This is a genomic window from Alkalibacillus almallahensis (assembly GCF_011761495.1).
GTDB lineage: Bacteria > Bacillota > Bacilli > Bacillales > Alkalibacillaceae > Alkalibacillus > Alkalibacillus almallahensis.
Genome location: NZ_JAASRU010000006.1, coordinates 83,625 through 99,282 on the forward strand (window position 1 = coordinate 83,625; position 15,658 = coordinate 99,282).

Sequence of the window (15,658 nt, forward strand, 5' to 3'; positions counted from 1 at the left end):
TTGGCTTTACGACGTCTAATAAGTAAAACAGAAAGGAGGCTCGTTATGTCGGTTTCTGAATTAACTGCACTAGAAAAAGATTCTTTAACCGAACAAGACCGGCTCGACATCTTGGATTATTGCATGCAATATTACGGGTCTGATATTAAACGTGTCGTGCTTTCATATGTGAAGAACGAAGCCGATGCAGAAGACGTGACACAAGATGTATTTATTACGGTCTATCAAAAGATTGATCAATTTAACCAACAATCTCAATTAAAAAGTTGGCTCTTTCGGATTGCGATTAATAAAAGCAAAGACCATTTACGATCATTTAAACAGCGACAACAACGAATTCGAGATAAATTGATGCAATCAGCACAGAAAGATTCGATTGAAACCCAAACACCTGAATCCATTTCAGTAGAAGCTGATGAAAATGAGTTATTACTACAACGCGTATATCAATTATCGGAAAAATATAAAGAAGTGATTATTTTATATTACTTTGAGCAATTATCCGTACAAGAGATTGCATCAATTTTAGACACGAAATCTAATACAATTAAGGCTCGGTTAAAACGAGGACGAGAAAGACTCAAAACCATCATCGAGTCTGGAGGTGAAGAAAATGGATCAAAAGCTTAAAGATTTACGTGAAACTTATCGAAATCAAACATCGTTTACGAATGATGATCGTAAACAAGTTTTAGCGAAATTAAATGAACCGAAACGAAAAGAAAAGCAGCCCATGTTTCCATTAAAAGTGATCATTCCACTTGCGGCAGCTTTACTACTAATGTTCACCATTTTTGCAAGTTTAGCAACTGATGATAGCCCAAATACAGCCAATGAAGGTGAAGAAGAAACCATGACGGCACCTGAAGGCGACCCTGATGTCGAAGGGTATGTCGTTGAAGAAGAAGATACCCGGATTCTTGTAACGGGAAGTGAGCAGAATGAAAGCGGTCAATACCCTGCCACTTGGTACTCTGATGTAGAGGAAGATGTTCAATTAGGTGACGAAGTCCGTGTATGGCATTCTGATTTAGCAGAATCTTATCCTTCCCAAGGTGAAGCCGATCACCTTGAAGTTGTTGAAGAAAGTGAACAATCCGATATGTCACAACAAGAAGCTTTAGCATCAGCCTTACGCACTATAGAGGACTACACGGTTAAAGTAGTGAGTAACGTTGAATTATTAAGTGAGGAAGGCTACTGGTTAATCGATATTCAAGATGCTGGAATGGAAGGTCAATCCGCCAGCTTCGCAATCGCAGTCGATGGTTCTAGTGTCAGTACCACTTATGGAGAAAACCAATCATTACTTGGCGCAAAACAAGTTCAACTTGATTTATCCTTATCACAATTAATCAATGACGACTATAGCAGTGTTAACTATCAAGGATTTGAAGCCGAAGAACAAATGCTAACGATCAACCTTGATAACGCAGGCGATATCGATCAAGATGCACTAGTTGATGACATTGGCAATACCGTGTTTGAATACGACTCCATCGAAGCGATAACAGTGAATTTTAGTGACCAGAGCATGACAGTATCACGCTCAGAACAACAACAAGACGAAAATGAATCCAACTCAGATGAATCTAACTCAGAACAGTCTGAATCAGAAGAACAAACGAACTCCCCTTCCGAACCAAATATAGAAGATTTATTGAATGAGTATCACGCTGTTCAGGATAGAATATTGGAAACTGTGGAAGGTGAGAGCCATCGCTTAGCGCACTATGACAGCAAAGAAGAGATCATCAATGACGTGAGCGACACTTTATCCGAAACACGAGTTAATTACCTATTTGAAAGTTTCATTGTTGAAGAAGATATTACAAGTGATGCTTCAGAAGGCTTGTATATTCGTCCAACAGGTGGTGACACACGCATCAACCTCGAGGAAGATTATCAAGTTGAACAACCGTCTGATACGACTTATCGTGTTACTCAAGAAATAGAAAATGAACTTTCAGGACACGTTCGAGTCATTTATAACATCAGCTATCAAGATGACAACTGGATTTTAGAAAATGTTGATTACGAACAACTATAGCACTTAAGATGAGGCTGGGACAAAACCCCATAAAGCAAAGTGAAACCCGAACGATTTAATTGAAAAAATAAATCGTTCGGGTTTATTGCTTGAATCACGCTCCATCAAAACACTTCGCTTGCCGCGGGCACGGCTCGAGCCTCCTCAGCCCAAAAGCGGGGCTTGCGGGGTCTCGAGACGCGTGCTATTCCCGCAGGCGTCTACGTGTTTTGATTCCGCTTTATTACTGCTCACCTATAACTATTTCAAACATTCGCTCTTTGTATAAAAGATTATTCTTTTGTCTCAGCCTCTTCTTTTTTATTTCATAGATTTCATATTGCTGTTACCTACTAATAGCCATGTGATAAGATAGAGTATATTTCTAAGCTATATTATTCTCCCATCATTGTAGCAATCACGGAGGCCATCATATGCGTTATATTTTATCATACTTAACACCGTACTATTTCCATATGATCATCGCTTGGAGTCTGATGTTAATCGAATTATCAGTCGAGCTAATGTTGCCATTTTTCCTTGGCAAAATGATTGATAACGGTATTCTCAACCAAGACCTAAACGTCGTCATATACTGGGGCTCAATCATGATTGGGCTTGCGATTTTATCTTTTGTAGCAGGAATCGGAAACTCCTTCTATTCATCACATGTGACCTATAAATTTGGTTATGATATTAGAGGCTATTTGTTCGATAAAGTCCAATCATTTTCGTTTAAAAACCTAAATGAACACCCGACATCAACCTTAATCACTCGCTTTACCAATGATATTAGACAAATTCAAAGCGGGCTTTTCTTAGCCTTAAGAATTATGTTCCGTGCGCCACTATTAGTTATTGGCGGCATAACCATGTCGTTTATCGTTAACTGGCGAATCGCGCTCATATTTCTAATATCCGTCCCTATTCTTATCTTACTACTAGGGATCATTGTAAAAATCAGTAGCCGACTTTTCACTAAAGTCCAAGGTTATTTAGATAAAGTGAACCGTGTGATGCAAGAAAATCTAAGTGGCATTCGATTAATTAAGGCTTTTCTAAGAAGTCGCCATGAAAAAAACCGTTTTGTAACAGCTAATACTCATCTCATGAACGAAACGAAAACAGCTTTTCGTGTGATTGAAGCATCCTCTCCGATTCTATTATTAATCATGAACCTGAGTCTTCTGTTCATTCTTTGGTTTGGTTATGAGGAAATCAATCAAAATAATGCCCAAGTGGGTGAAGTTGTTTCAATTATTAACTATGCCTTACGAGTTTCTCTAGCGATGAATATGTTTGGCTTCTTAACAAGAGCATTCGCTCGTGCTAAGGCTTCTTCAGAACGTTTAGAACACGTTTTCACAACAGAAGTCGATTTACTCGAAGACCCATCAGTCGACCAGAATCAACATTTCACTGCAGGTAACATTCAGTTTAATCAAGTATCATTTCACTATCCAAACGCTCATGACAATGTCTTGGAAGATATTAATCTTGAGATTCAGGCACAAGAAAAAGTGGCTATTCTCGGGGCAACAGGGTCAGGGAAATCAACATTGTTTCAATTGATTCCGCGTTTATATGATACAAGTGAGGGCCAATTATATATTGATCATCATCCAGTTCAATCTTATTCATTCGATCAATTAAGGCAATCAATTGGATACGTACCGCAAGATCCACTCTTATTCACAGGAACAGTCTTTCATAATATTGCTTGGGGGAAAAATGGCGCCTCACTTGAAGATGTTCAACAAGCAGCACAAGATGCGCAAATTCACGATACAATAGCATCATTACCAGATGGCTATCAAACGAAGATCGGACAAAAAGGGGTCAACCTTTCTGGGGGTCAGAAACAACGTATTTCCATTGCCCGAGCACTCATTCGTAAACCGACGATTCTCATGCTCGATGACAGTACGAGTGCATTAGATTTGAAAACGGAAGCCCAACTACTCAACGCTATTGATCATTATCAGTGCACGACTTTGATTGTGACTCAGAAAATCTCTACAGCTATGAAAGCTGACCGTGTTTTACTCTTTGATGAAGGTCAATTAATGGCTGAAGGCACCCACGACCACCTATTGCAACAATCGACGATGTATCAACAAATTGTTGAGTCACAATTCGGAGAGGGTGAACGCCATGAGTCTTAAACAAAAACTATTAGAGCCATTTCAATATGAAAAAATTGATTTAAGTGAAGCTAATCAGTCATCAGCAGGGCGAAAACCAAAAGTCCGTGATTGGAAAGGAACGATTAAGCGTATTTGGTTTTATTTGTGGCGTCAAAATTGGCTTTTACTTGGCGTCATGATTCTCGTCATGTTTAGTGCAGCCTTTTCCATTCTTGGGCCATATTTAATTGGTCGAGGTGTTGATGATTTCATTGTGGACCGTCAGTCAGATGGGTTTACGAGATTCATTCTTATTTTACTTGTCATTTATCTCAGTTACTCAATCACAATGTTTACACAAAACTTCCTCATGATTGGCGTTGCTCAAAACGCTGTTTATCGTTTACGTTCTCAATTATTTAATCACTTACATGAGCTGCCGATCTCATTTTTTGATAAGCGTCAGTACGGGGAAATTATGAGTCGTGTGACAAATGACGTCGATAATATTAGTAACACATTAAATCAATCGTTTATTCAAATATTTCAAAGCATCTTAACCCTTGTTGGAACTGTCAGCGTCATGCTTTATTTAAGCCCACCATTGACGCTCGTTACCTTAACCATTGTGCCTTTACTTGTGTTCGGGATTAAATGGATTACGAAACGAACTAGACCTTTATTTAAAATCCAACAAAATCGTATTGGTGACTTAAATGGCTATGTTGAAGAAACGATTTCAGGTCAGCCTATTGTTAAAACATTCTCCCAAGAAAATCGAGTGATTCGCGAATTCGAGGCTAAAAATAACGCTGTCATGCATTCCAGCTACTGGGCATCTGTCTTTTCTGGATTCATTCCTAAAGTATTAAATATGCTGAACTCGTTAAGCTTTGCCCTTATTGCCTTTGCCGGCAGTGTTTTCGCATTAAATGGGATGGTGACAGTGGGTACCATTGTGATTTTCACAGAATTAGCGCGCCAATTCACACGTCCATTAAACGAACTTGCCAATCAATTTAATCAATTATTAACCGCAGTAGCAGGGGCAGAACGTGTTTTTGACATCATAGATGAAGAGAGCGAGGAAAAAGACGAGACTCATGCGATTGATATTGATGAACCTCGTGGGGACATCACATTTGATCATGTTCATTTTGCCTATGACAATGAAAAAGTATTAGACGATGTCTCTTTTCAGGTCGAATCTGGTAGTATGGCAGCCCTGGTCGGTCATACTGGTGCAGGTAAAACAACGATCATTAACCTATTATCTCGATTTTATGAATACGATCAAGGCCGAATACTACTAGATGAAACCGACATAAAGGATATAAAACGATCAAGTTTACGCCAGTATATGGGCTTTGTCTTGCAAGATGCCTATCTATTCGAAGGAACGATTCGGGACAATATTCGTTACGGACGTTTAGATGCAACGGATGAAGAAGTCACCGAAGCGGCTAAACTTGCCAATGCACACGACTTTATCGCGAAATTACCTGATCAATATCATACCATGCTTGACCAAGAAGGTAGTGGTATTAGTCAGGGCCAGAAACAATTAATTACAATTGCTCGTGTGATCTTATCGGATCCGAAAATTTTAGTGTTAGATGAAGCAACGAGTAGTATTGATACGGTGACTGAAATTAAGATTCAACAAGCCATGCGCCAACTCATGCAAGGTCGTACGAGTATCGTCATTGCCCACCGTCTTAATACGATACGCCATGCTGATGAAATTATTATGTTTGAAAATGGTCAAGTGATTGAGAAAGGTTCACACGAGGAGTTAATGCAACAAAACGGTCATTACGCTGATTTACACCAAGCTCAGCTCAACAATCAAGCTCAATAAATGCTTGAGGATCCCGTTGAATCACAATAAAAAATGAACAAAACCTACTAATTTTGAATCATCATTCACACAGAAAAACCCGATTGTTTTATAGGATTATTGAGTAGACCGTTTCCTTGCAAACTATCTACTGAGTGAGAGTCATTCATCCTACATAAATCATTCGGGTTTTAATTTCATTATTGCTACCATAACCTTATGATTGTTCATCTTCTGGTATTGTGTCGTTTAAACTTCTAATATCACGATAAAACATCATCAATAACCCAACGATCATAAATCCGATACTTAAAAAGTATGGGACATTCACCATGGTTGCTTCCATGACATGACTAAGTTTAAAACTATTTATTTCGTAAGGCACATAATTAGCAATCGCAAGGTGCATAAGTCCAAACAGCAAGATGCCCGATGCGAATAAAACGGTGCCCAAAATTTCTACCCTATTCAGTTCCCTCACCCCTTTTTATCATCAAGACTTATATGATATTTATATTAACATATTTTTCATATATTTCAGATAAGTCTGTTCAAGTTCCTCACTATCCAGTGTTTAAAATTTAAATATTCCGACAATTATTGCTATAATAGATATAAATACCTTATGAGAAACGCTTCAAAAAAGGGGGATGATTCATGAAAGTGCAAATCTATGAGATACGATCAATTGAAGATGCGCAAAAGGCTATTGAAGCAGGAGCTGATCATCTAGGCATCCCATATGATCAAAATCCGGCTTACCCTGGCCATCTGACATGTGAAGAAGCAAAGGAAGTTTTTGAATTTATTCCTTCTAACATATTAAAAATCGGACTAACTATTTCAGAAGATATCAATCACATCCAACAAAATTTACAAGCTGTCATGCCAGATGTACTTCATCTTTCTGGTAATATCAAAGCCATTTCACCTGAAGAAATTGAGCAACTAAAGCAAGCGTTTAAACCATTAAAAATTATGCAAGCGATTCCAGTCTACGCTGATCAAGATTTGGCCAACCAAAAGACACTTGATTATGTAAGACGTTATGAGGGCGTTTCAGACTATTTTCTAATCGATACAAAATCACATTCTGAAAATGTAATCGGAGCAACTGGCGAAATACATGATTGGGAGATTGATCGGGCCATCATTGAATCAACAAATGTCCCTTGCATTATAGCGGGTGGTCTTTCGAGTGAAAATGTTCAAGAAGCAATCCGTATCTCCAAACCATACGCCGTTGATTCATTCACTTCAACCAATGAAGACAATCCTATTGACGAAAAACATATTAAGGCTTTCAAAAAAATACGTGCATTTGTGGAGGCGGCTCAGGATGCTTGAACAAAACTTACAAGTCTTAGTGATTGGCGATGCAGGTATAGATATAGTCGTTCATTTACCTGAAATTAGTGAAGATGGAAAGGCTGACTTTAAAGAACCCTTTTTACTCGGAGGTGGCACTTCAGCCAATACAGCTGTTGCCCTAAGTAGATTAGCGATGAGTACATCTTTTCTAGGTACCATAGGTGACGATGCTCAAGGTAAGCAGGTGATTGAAGAGCTTCAACACGAAGGCGTTAACATCGATCACTTAATGGTCAACAATGATCTAAATACGTTTTCAACATTCGCCTTTATTGATCAAGATGGTGAGCGACACCCTTATATTTGGCCTAAACATGACTTGGCATTTCAGTCGTTAAACCGTAATCAATTAAATCACAATATCTTTCAAAACGTCTCATGGGTTCATTCATCAGGCATTTCGATGCTTGAGGACACTTCAGCTCGACAGACAATCTTATCACTATTTAAAGAAGCGAAAGAATTGGGGTTAACAACCTCATTCGATTTAAATTTAAGGGTGGACAGTGATCTTGATTCAGACTATTACAAGGCAATCATGGAGACGATTCAATACACTGATTATGTTCTAGGCTCGGGTGAAGATGAATTCCATTATTTGTCCACTGAACAGAACTGGTTAGACACGGTTAAACAATTGGTATCAGCAAACCAAACCTTCATCGCACGTATGGGAGACCAAGGAGCATTAGCCGTTCAACAGGCAAATACGATTAAGGCTTCAGGCTACCCTATTGGAGTTGTGGACACTCTTGGTGCAGGAGATATCTTTAATGCTGGTTTCATCTACGCTTGCATGAAGGGTTATTCCATAGAAGAGAGTCTTAAATACGCCAATGCCACGGCTGCATTCAGTGTCAGAAAAGAAGGCGCCCGTTCATCTCCAACAATCGATGAGCTTGAGACATTCTTATCTTCTTATTGATTAAAGATCAGCACTGCTAGTATGCTCACCTTCTAGCAGTGCCTTACATATAAAAATCTAACCCCGTCGCATCCTCTAATTCTAACCTTTTAAGCCATTCATCTTGAATCAAGTCCTCTAATTCCTGCATGGGAACGTATATTTCAGGCAGTCCAGCCGCTCCACTCAAGACTTCATACTGATCAAAATGGAAAACAGCCTTTCCATCATCAATGAACATATTCGAAAAATGATAATCCGTTTGAGCTAACCATCCTTCTAACTCTGGTTCCAAAATATAATCACGATATTGTTCTGACGTGTAGAGTTGCTTTTCAATTAAGGCAAACACCGTATCCTTGGCTTTTTCCGTGTCCTTAAATAAAGATTTGCGATCAAATAACTCGCCCTCTTTTAAATCCACCATCCATGATTTCACTTTTTGATTAACGGTTGCACCGCCTGTATAAGATTCTTCATGAAATTGTATCGAATATAGCCCCTCGCCTGCTTTAGCGATTTCAACGGTTAACTTCAATTCAGCTGGAACGTCATGATTCAGCTGTTGCTTCTGTTCAACAATATGAAAGAATTGATTCATCACCTGCTCGACATAATCACCAAAAAATTGGTCTAAAGTCGCTTCCTGAAACACTGGTGTCTGAACATATAGCTTATATTGCTCATCTTCTCTTGAAACAGTTCGAATTTGAATATCAGGATACGTTGTGTCTTCTAATTCATCCGTTTCTTCAGCCTGTAGCGCCCCAGGATTCTCACTAGGCGCAAACAGAAATAAACCAATAATATAACTGATTGCTAAGGCTAACAAAAAATAACGCAGTGTTTTCTGCCCCATGACCATCATCCTTCATTAATCATTTATTATTAGTTAGCCCGAACAACCCTAAATCTATACAAAAAACACACCGAATTTCGATGTGTTTTTCAGATGATTATAAGACTTTATCTAAGAAATTCTGTGCACGTTCAGTTTGAGGTTGATCAAAAAAGGTCTTCGGTTGTGTTTCCTCTACGATCTTACCTTGATCCATAAAAACCACACGATCAGCCACTTCTTTCGCAAAGCCCATTTCATGCGTGACAACAGCCAATGTCATACCAGAGTGCGCTAAATCCTTAATTACGTCCAACACCTCTTTGACCATTTCTGGATCCAGAGCTGATGTCGGCTCATCGAACAACATTAATTCAGGCTCCATCGCTAAAGCACGCGCAATAGCGACACGTTGCTTTTGCCCACCTGATAAACTATTCGGATAAGCATTGGTTTTATCACTAAGTCCTACTCGCTCTAACAGATCCTTTGCTTTACGAACCGCTTCATCCTTCTTCATCCCCTTTACCGTCATCGGTGCATAGGTTAAGTTATCTAAAACCGTCATATGCGGAAATAAATGAAAGTGTTGAAAAACCATACCGATTTGCTCTCGTACTTTGAGAATATCCACTTTCGGATTAGTAATATCGGCATCATTAACGAAAACGTGACCTGAAGTGGGTTTCTCAAGTAAATTTAAACAACGTAAAAATGTTGATTTCCCTGAACCAGATGGCCCAATTATTGTTACAACCTCACCACGTTCAATTGATGTATTTAAATCACTTAATACTTCATTGTCTCCAAAACTTTTGTGCAACTGTTCGACTTTAATCACTTGCTCTCATCCTTTTCTCTACATACTTACCAGCAATTGTGAGAATCATGACCATAATGTAATACAAGACCCCAACAAATAATAATGGTTCGAAGTTACGGTATATATCTGAGGCAACCACTTGCGCACGACGCATTAAATCTAAATAACTGATGACAGAAACAATCGCTGATTCTTTCGTCAATGTAATAAATTCGTTCATCAAAGCTGGTAAAATATTTTTCATTGCTTGTGGCAAAATAATTTTAAGCATCATTGGTCGATATGGGATCCCAAGAGCCTCAGCTGCTTCACGTTGCCCTTTATCGACAGCTTGAATCCCTGCACGGATAATTTCTGATACATATGCTGATGAATTCAAACCAAACGTTAATATGGCTGATAAGAACGGTGAAATATCATATCCCGTTAACTGTGGAATCGCATAATAAATCAATAATAACTGCAGAATCAATGGCGTTCCACGAAATACGGATGTATAAGCATCTGCTAGAAATTTCAACCATTTAATATTGCTGATTTTTACTAATGCAACTAATGATCCTAAAATAAAACCAAATATAATTGATATAATAACAAATTGTAACGTGACCCATACTCCTTCTAACATAAAAGGAATATAAGGCACGATTTGGCTAAAATCCAAATTCATGCCTTACTCACCCCTAACTCTTTCTTTTTATTTGTTTAATTCCCATTTCTTTTCAAGTTCTTCGACCGTACCGTCTTCTAGAAATTGTTCTACAAGGCTATTTACTTCGTTATAAAATTCTTCATCGCCATCTTTTGGAAAAGCAATGGCCATGCCTGGTGCTGCTTCAGTTGGATCATCGAATCCTGCTAGGTTCTGCTCTTCGATATATCCTTCTGCAACGGTTTTATCTAGATAACCAACATCAATACGTCCTGTTTTAAGCTCTTGAATAATATTCGTTGCTTTGTCCATGGCTTGAATTTCAAAATCATAATCTTCTTGTAAGTTTTCTGCTCCCTCTTCTTGGATCGTACCAAGTTGAACACCAACTGTTGTGCCATCTAGATCTTCAATACTAGTAATATCAGAATCCGGATTGGTCACGAACATCTCACCTGAACTATGATAAGACGTTGAGAAATTCACATTTTCAGAACGTTTTTCGGTAGCTGACATACCAGCCATCACCATATCCGCACGTCCTGATTGCAATGCTCCAATCAACCCATCAAAGTTCATATCACTAATCTTCAATTCATAACCTAATTCATCTGCAATTGCATTCGCTAAATCGATATCGAAACCGACAATGTCACCCTCTTCGTTAATCGATTCAAAAGGAGGATAGTCAGCAGATGTTGCTAATTCAATCACTTGCTTTTCATCCTCGCCATTTCCTTCACTATTTCCACTTGCATCACCACTCTCACCGTCACTAGCACTACCTGCACCACATGCTGATAATACGATTAAAACTATTCCTAGTAGAAAAGCTAATCCCCATTTGTTTTGTTTCATGTTTATCGCCCCTTTTGTATATTTATACGTTTAAATGTATATTAACACATTATATGTAGTTGTCAAAGCTATATTCTGCATAAAAATAAAGTTTAAATATTCAGATTATTGGAAGGGGTTACATACGGAGTTCTAATTCAATTGTTTTTATAACCAAATTTTTATAACTAATTCATGAATTGAGGCTTAATGATATTCATTATAGGGAAAAGAAGGTACATGTCTTCTATATGGGGTAAGTAAATGATCGATTTATTATTTATCATATTGTCTATTATTTGGCTATCAGAATTCACTGTCTTTCGTAATCGTAAGGTGAACGACTCAACTGATCGACGAAGCTTTTCTTGGGTGTTAATAGCTGTTCTCATTATTATTACAGCATCACTTATTTCACGTGAGATGAATTTCTGGGTGATCGACTGGCCCATTGCAGCATGGTTTGGAATAATTATCTTCGCCAGTGGTATTACCTTAAGGTATTGGGGGATTCGAACCCTTGGTAAACAGTTCACCCGACATGTCTATGTTGATCAAGCAGATGTATTAATCAAGCACGGCCCGTTCAAATGGTTACGTCATCCCCTCTACACTGGGTTACTATTAATTATGACAGGATTCACTCTTATCAACTTAAGTTTTATAGGTTTTCTATTAGTCTTCAGTTGGTTTATTCCTACCATTATTCATCGAATACAGTTAGAAGAAAGCATACTTATTGAATCCTTTGGTCACTCATACGAACAGTGGATGAAACAGCGCGCACGACTCATTCCTTTTATTTATTAATCTTTGGAGGTGCTTTATGAAAAAGAAAGCCGTTATTATTGGAGCAGGATTAGGTGGTCTATCCAACGCGATTCGTCTAGCTGGTGATGGTTATGATGTCACTGTTTTAGAACAAAACGAGACAATTGGTGGGAAACTCAATCAACGCTCAGGAAAAGGCTATACATTCGACACTGGGCCTTCGATTTTAACGATGCCTTGGGTTTTAGAGCAATTATTTAATTCTGTCCATCGTCGGTTAGAAGATTATATGACGATCGAGCGCATCGAGCCACAATGGCGTACATTTTTCGAAGATGGCGTTTCCTTGGATGTAACAAGCGATCTGCCACAGATGATCAACGAAATGGAGAAGGTCACAGATGCACCCGCTTCACAGCTAACCTCGTTTTTGAGCTACAGTGAACATATGTATGAACTATGCATGAAAAGCTTCTACAAATATAGCCTATCGGGACTAGCTGACCTTAGAAAGTCACATAAAATGAAAGAATTACTCGCGATGGACCCTTTTCATACTGTGGCTCAAGGAACACACAAGCACTTTAACAATCATTACTTAGAACAGATCTTTAACTTTTTTGTGATGTATGTAGGCTCGAGCCCTTATCAAGCACCTAGCATCTTCAATCAACTTGCCTATGTACAATTAGGCTTAGGGATTCATTATGTTCAAGGTGGCATGTACAACATCGCTCGCGGTATGAAGAATGTATTAGATGAATTAAGAGCGACAGTTAAGACCGAAACCCCGGTTTCCCATGTGTTAACGGAAAAAGGTAAGGCAAAAGGTGTCGTGACAACATCAGGTGACGTTTACCATGCTGATGTGGTTGTATCGAATCTCGAAGTCATTCCAGCCTATGAAACGTTGTTCCCGCAAAGTAAACGCACCAAAAAAGAAGCGAAAAAATTAAGTAAGACCTATGAACCAACTGTATCAGGATTAGTCTTATTACTTGGTGTCGACCGAGAATACAACCAGTTAGAACACCATAATTTCTTCTTCTCTGAAGACCCTGAATTAGAATTCAAACAAATATTTGATCAAGGCCGACCCGCTGATGATCCGACTGTCTATATTGGCGTGTCCAAGAAAAATGATGATTCCCAAGCTCCAGGTGGGAAGGAAAATCTATTTGTCTTAACACATGTCCCACCTAAAACATTAACGAATGGATCAGTTGATTGGGAAGATTACCGACAAGTGGTGATTAATAAATTAAAACGTATGGGACTCACTGATTTAGAGGAGCATATTGAGTTTGAATACCGCTTCACGCCTGACACACTTGAATCACTCTACGGCGCGAATGGTGGTTCCATTTATGGTGTAGCAGCCAATAAGAAAACAAACGGCGGATTTAAAATCCCCGCCAAAAGCGACCAGTTCGAGCATTTATACTTTGTCGGCGGCTCCACTCACCCAGGTGGTGGAGTTCCTATGGTGACATTATCAGGTCAATTAACTGCTGACTTAATATTGAAACATGAAGGCAAAGGGCACATCTAACACATATATAAAGGCACGTCAGTATGTTTTCGACATAGCTGACGTGCCTTTAATTTATGACGTCACACGCACATCATAATGACTAAGCCAATAGTTCACCTGCCAAAGATGTGCCAATAATTGGGGTCCTGTCATTAGCTGACCATACCATGGTTTGCGATAAGCTTTTCCCTCTGTTTCTATTAATTCAGTGATCTGTTCTTTCGAAACAAAATCAAATATAGGCGATTGTGAATCTTTCAAAACGTCATTCATCATCGAAACGACCAATTCTGTGTACTTCGGTTGGAAAGTCTTCGGATAAGGACTTTTCTTGCGATATAAGACCTCCTGCGGTAATAAGCCTTCTAGAGCATAACGCAATAGCCCTTTTTCATAGCCACCTGCTTGCTTCATTTCCCACGGAACATTCCAAACATATTCAACTAAATGATGATCCGCAAATGGAACCCTTACTTCTAGTGTTGCGCCCATACTCATCCGATCTTTCCGTTCAAGCAATTGCGCCATAAACCACTGCATATTCACATAAAAAAGAGCCCGCCGCTCTTGATCTTGGTTACTCTCGCCCATTAATTGTGGTGTCTCAGCTAATGTTTCATGATATCTCATGTTTGCATATTCCTGTATATTTAATCGTTTCCGCCATTCAGGGCTTAATAAGTTCTCTCGTTCCGCCAATGAGCGAATCCACGGAAATCCACCATGACTTTGATCAAAACCATCTTGAAACCAAGGGTACCCACCGAAGATCTCATCTGCACATTCTCCAGATAAACTAACAGTCGTCTTTGATTTTATTTGCTCACAAAACCATAATAATGATGAATCCACATCTGCCATACCTGGTGCGTCTCTCATGATCACGGCATCCTTTAAGTAACCAGCCAAGTTTTCTTCACTGATATAACAGTTGTGATGGTCCGTGCCAAATCGATCAGCGATAATTGAGGTAAAATCAGCATCTGTTGTCGGTTGAAAGGCATTCGATTCGAAATGATCTCGATTTCCAAGATAATCAACTGAGAATGTTGGCAAATTCCCTTTACCTTGCCCTTCAAAGTGATTCGCCGCAACAGCTGTAATCGCACTCGAATCAACGCCGCCCGATAAAAATGTTGAAATAGGTACATCAGAAACCAATTGTCGTTTAACTGCATCTGTGAACAACTCACGAACATTAGTCACGGTCTCTTCAAACGAATCCATGTGCTCACGACTTTCTAATTGCCAATAGCGCCACACACGAACACCTTTCGTCGAACAAGTTAAAGCATGACCTGAACGCAATTCACGAATCTGTTTAAATAACCCATGGCCAGGCGTACGGGATGGTCCGAGTGCAAAAACCTCTGCTAATCCGCTCTCATCAACAAGAGGCTCTATATCAGGGTGTTCTAATAAAGCTTTAATTTCTGATCCGAATAAGAATTGACCACCAATTTCACTGTAGAATAGTGGCTTCACCCCTAGTCGGTCTCGTGCCATAAACAACTCCTCTTCTGCATCATCCCAAATAGCAAAGGCGAAAATTCCATTCAAATAATCTAAGCAATCTTTTCCCCAATGAACATAAGCTGTTAACAAAACTTCTGTATCACAGGTTGTTTGAAATTCAAATCCTTCGCGCTTTAGTTGTCGTCTTAACTCCTCCGTGTTATAAAGTTCCCCATTATAGACAATCGTATAGCGATTGCGATTATGTTCTACCGTCATTGGCTGCCTACCGTAATCTGGGTCAATGACAGCTAATCGTTGATGACCCAATGCGACGTGATGATTCATAAAAAAGCCTTGATCATCTGTTCCTCTGTGTTGAAGTGTCTCTGTCATTTTTTTTAACACTGGATACTGATTAGGGTTTGTCTGATTCCAATGAAACCACCCCGTTAATCCACACATACGAACCGACTCC

The 15,658-nt window shown here is 39.1% G+C and carries 14 protein-coding genes; 8 read left to right on the forward strand and 6 right to left on the reverse strand.

The window, feature by feature from the left end; translation table 11 throughout:
- The first annotated feature begins 45 nt into the window (after positions 1 to 45).
- From FHR85_RS06890 to FHR85_RS06905, 4 genes are all read left to right on the forward strand, one after another.
- Positions 46 to 630, forward strand: a complete 585-nt coding sequence (locus tag FHR85_RS06890) for a sigma-70 family RNA polymerase sigma factor (RefSeq protein WP_167262134.1) — start codon at positions 46 to 48, stop codon at positions 628 to 630.
- Positions 614 to 2,050 (forward strand): DUF3221 domain-containing protein, encoded by a 1,437-nt coding sequence (locus FHR85_RS06895; RefSeq protein WP_167262135.1) that lies wholly within the window; start codon positions 614 to 616, stop codon positions 2,048 to 2,050. Before FHR85_RS06890 ends, FHR85_RS06895 begins: the two co-directional genes overlap by 17 nt.
- Before the next feature lie 413 nt (positions 2,051 to 2,463).
- Positions 2,464 to 4,194, forward strand: a complete 1,731-nt coding sequence (locus FHR85_RS06900; protein WP_167262136.1) for an ABC transporter ATP-binding protein — start codon at positions 2,464 to 2,466, stop codon at positions 4,192 to 4,194.
- A complete protein-coding gene (locus tag FHR85_RS06905; protein ID WP_167262137.1) occupies positions 4,184 to 6,016 on the forward strand; it encodes an ABC transporter ATP-binding protein in 1,833 nt (610 codons plus the stop codon). The genes FHR85_RS06900 and FHR85_RS06905 overlap by 11 nt, the downstream gene beginning before the upstream one ends.
- 196 nt (positions 6,017 to 6,212) lie before the next feature.
- Here FHR85_RS06905 and FHR85_RS06910 read toward each other — a convergent pair whose 3' ends face one another.
- A complete protein-coding gene (locus FHR85_RS06910) occupies positions 6,213 to 6,449 on the reverse strand; it encodes a hypothetical protein (protein WP_167262138.1) in 237 nt (78 codons plus the stop codon).
- A 203-nt stretch (positions 6,450 to 6,652) separates the two neighbouring features.
- On the opposite strand from FHR85_RS06910, the gene FHR85_RS06915 reads away from it, so the two are divergent.
- A complete protein-coding gene (locus FHR85_RS06915) occupies positions 6,653 to 7,342 on the forward strand; it encodes a phosphoribosylanthranilate isomerase (RefSeq protein ID WP_167262139.1) in 690 nt (229 codons plus the stop codon).
- Positions 7,335 to 8,291 (forward strand): carbohydrate kinase family protein, encoded by a 957-nt coding sequence (locus FHR85_RS06920; protein WP_167262140.1) that lies wholly within the window; start codon positions 7,335 to 7,337, stop codon positions 8,289 to 8,291. The genes FHR85_RS06915 and FHR85_RS06920 overlap by 8 nt, the downstream gene beginning before the upstream one ends.
- A gap of 43 nt (positions 8,292 to 8,334) precedes the next feature.
- On the opposite strand, the gene FHR85_RS06925 is transcribed toward FHR85_RS06920, so the two are convergent.
- The 4 genes from FHR85_RS06925 to FHR85_RS06940 form a co-directional block, all read right to left on the reverse strand.
- Entirely contained in the window at positions 8,335 to 9,129 is a 795-nt protein-coding gene (locus FHR85_RS06925; RefSeq protein WP_167262141.1) for a DUF3298 and DUF4163 domain-containing protein, read from the reverse strand.
- Between the two features lie 97 nt (positions 9,130 to 9,226).
- Positions 9,227 to 9,949 (reverse strand): ATP-binding cassette domain-containing protein, encoded by a 723-nt coding sequence (locus FHR85_RS06930; RefSeq protein ID WP_167262142.1) that lies wholly within the window; start codon positions 9,947 to 9,949, stop codon positions 9,227 to 9,229.
- A complete protein-coding gene (locus tag FHR85_RS06935) occupies positions 9,942 to 10,601 on the reverse strand; it encodes an amino acid ABC transporter permease (RefSeq protein ID WP_167262143.1) in 660 nt (219 codons plus the stop codon). Before FHR85_RS06935 ends, FHR85_RS06930 begins: the two co-directional genes overlap by 8 nt.
- A gap of 27 nt (positions 10,602 to 10,628) precedes the next feature.
- Positions 10,629 to 11,441, reverse strand: a complete 813-nt coding sequence (locus tag FHR85_RS06940; RefSeq protein ID WP_167262144.1) for an ABC transporter substrate-binding protein — start codon at positions 11,439 to 11,441, stop codon at positions 10,629 to 10,631.
- A 243-nt stretch (positions 11,442 to 11,684) separates the two neighbouring features.
- Between FHR85_RS06940 and FHR85_RS06945 the strand changes: the two genes are divergently transcribed.
- Positions 11,685 to 12,230: a methyltransferase family protein gene (locus FHR85_RS06945; RefSeq protein ID WP_167262145.1), complete on the forward strand. Its 546-nt coding sequence runs from the start codon at positions 11,685 to 11,687 to the stop codon at positions 12,228 to 12,230.
- A gap of 16 nt (positions 12,231 to 12,246) precedes the next feature.
- Positions 12,247 to 13,743: a phytoene desaturase family protein gene (locus tag FHR85_RS06950; protein WP_167262146.1), complete on the forward strand. Its 1,497-nt coding sequence runs from the start codon at positions 12,247 to 12,249 to the stop codon at positions 13,741 to 13,743.
- A gap of 54 nt (positions 13,744 to 13,797) precedes the next feature.
- Here the strand turns inward: FHR85_RS06950 and asnB are convergent, their stop codons facing one another.
- A complete protein-coding gene (gene asnB / locus FHR85_RS06955; protein ID WP_167262147.1) occupies positions 13,798 to 15,645 on the reverse strand; it encodes an asparagine synthase (glutamine-hydrolyzing) in 1,848 nt (615 codons plus the stop codon).
- Positions 15,646 to 15,658: the final 13 nt, after the last annotated feature.

Excerpts from the sequence above, each read along its gene's own strand:
- FHR85_RS06935 (WP_167262143.1), bottom strand. The coding sequence starts at position 10,601 with ATGAATTTGGATTTTAGCCAAATCGTGCCTTATATTCCTTTTATGTTA.
- FHR85_RS06920 (WP_167262140.1), top strand. The coding sequence starts at position 7,335 with ATGCTTGAACAAAACTTACAAGTCTTAGTGATTGGCGATGCAGGTATA.
- FHR85_RS06940 (WP_167262144.1), bottom strand. The coding sequence starts at position 11,441 with ATGAAACAAAACAAATGGGGATTAGCTTTTCTACTAGGAATAGTTTTA.
- FHR85_RS06950 (WP_167262146.1), top strand. The coding sequence starts at position 12,247 with ATGAAAAAGAAAGCCGTTATTATTGGAGCAGGATTAGGTGGTCTATCC.
- FHR85_RS06895 (WP_167262135.1), top strand. The coding sequence starts at position 614 with ATGGATCAAAAGCTTAAAGATTTACGTGAAACTTATCGAAATCAAACA.
- FHR85_RS06915 (WP_167262139.1), top strand. The coding sequence starts at position 6,653 with ATGAAAGTGCAAATCTATGAGATACGATCAATTGAAGATGCGCAAAAG.
- asnB (WP_167262147.1), bottom strand. The coding sequence starts at position 15,645 with ATGTGTGGATTAACGGGGTGGTTTCATTGGAATCAGACAAACCCTAAT.
- FHR85_RS06905 (WP_167262137.1), top strand. The coding sequence starts at position 4,184 with ATGAGTCTTAAACAAAAACTATTAGAGCCATTTCAATATGAAAAAATT.
- FHR85_RS06945 (WP_167262145.1), top strand. The coding sequence starts at position 11,685 with ATGATCGATTTATTATTTATCATATTGTCTATTATTTGGCTATCAGAA.
- FHR85_RS06900 (WP_167262136.1), top strand. The coding sequence starts at position 2,464 with ATGCGTTATATTTTATCATACTTAACACCGTACTATTTCCATATGATC.
- FHR85_RS06925 (WP_167262141.1), bottom strand. The coding sequence starts at position 9,129 with ATGGGGCAGAAAACACTGCGTTATTTTTTGTTAGCCTTAGCAATCAGT.
- FHR85_RS06890 (WP_167262134.1), top strand. The coding sequence starts at position 46 with ATGTCGGTTTCTGAATTAACTGCACTAGAAAAAGATTCTTTAACCGAA.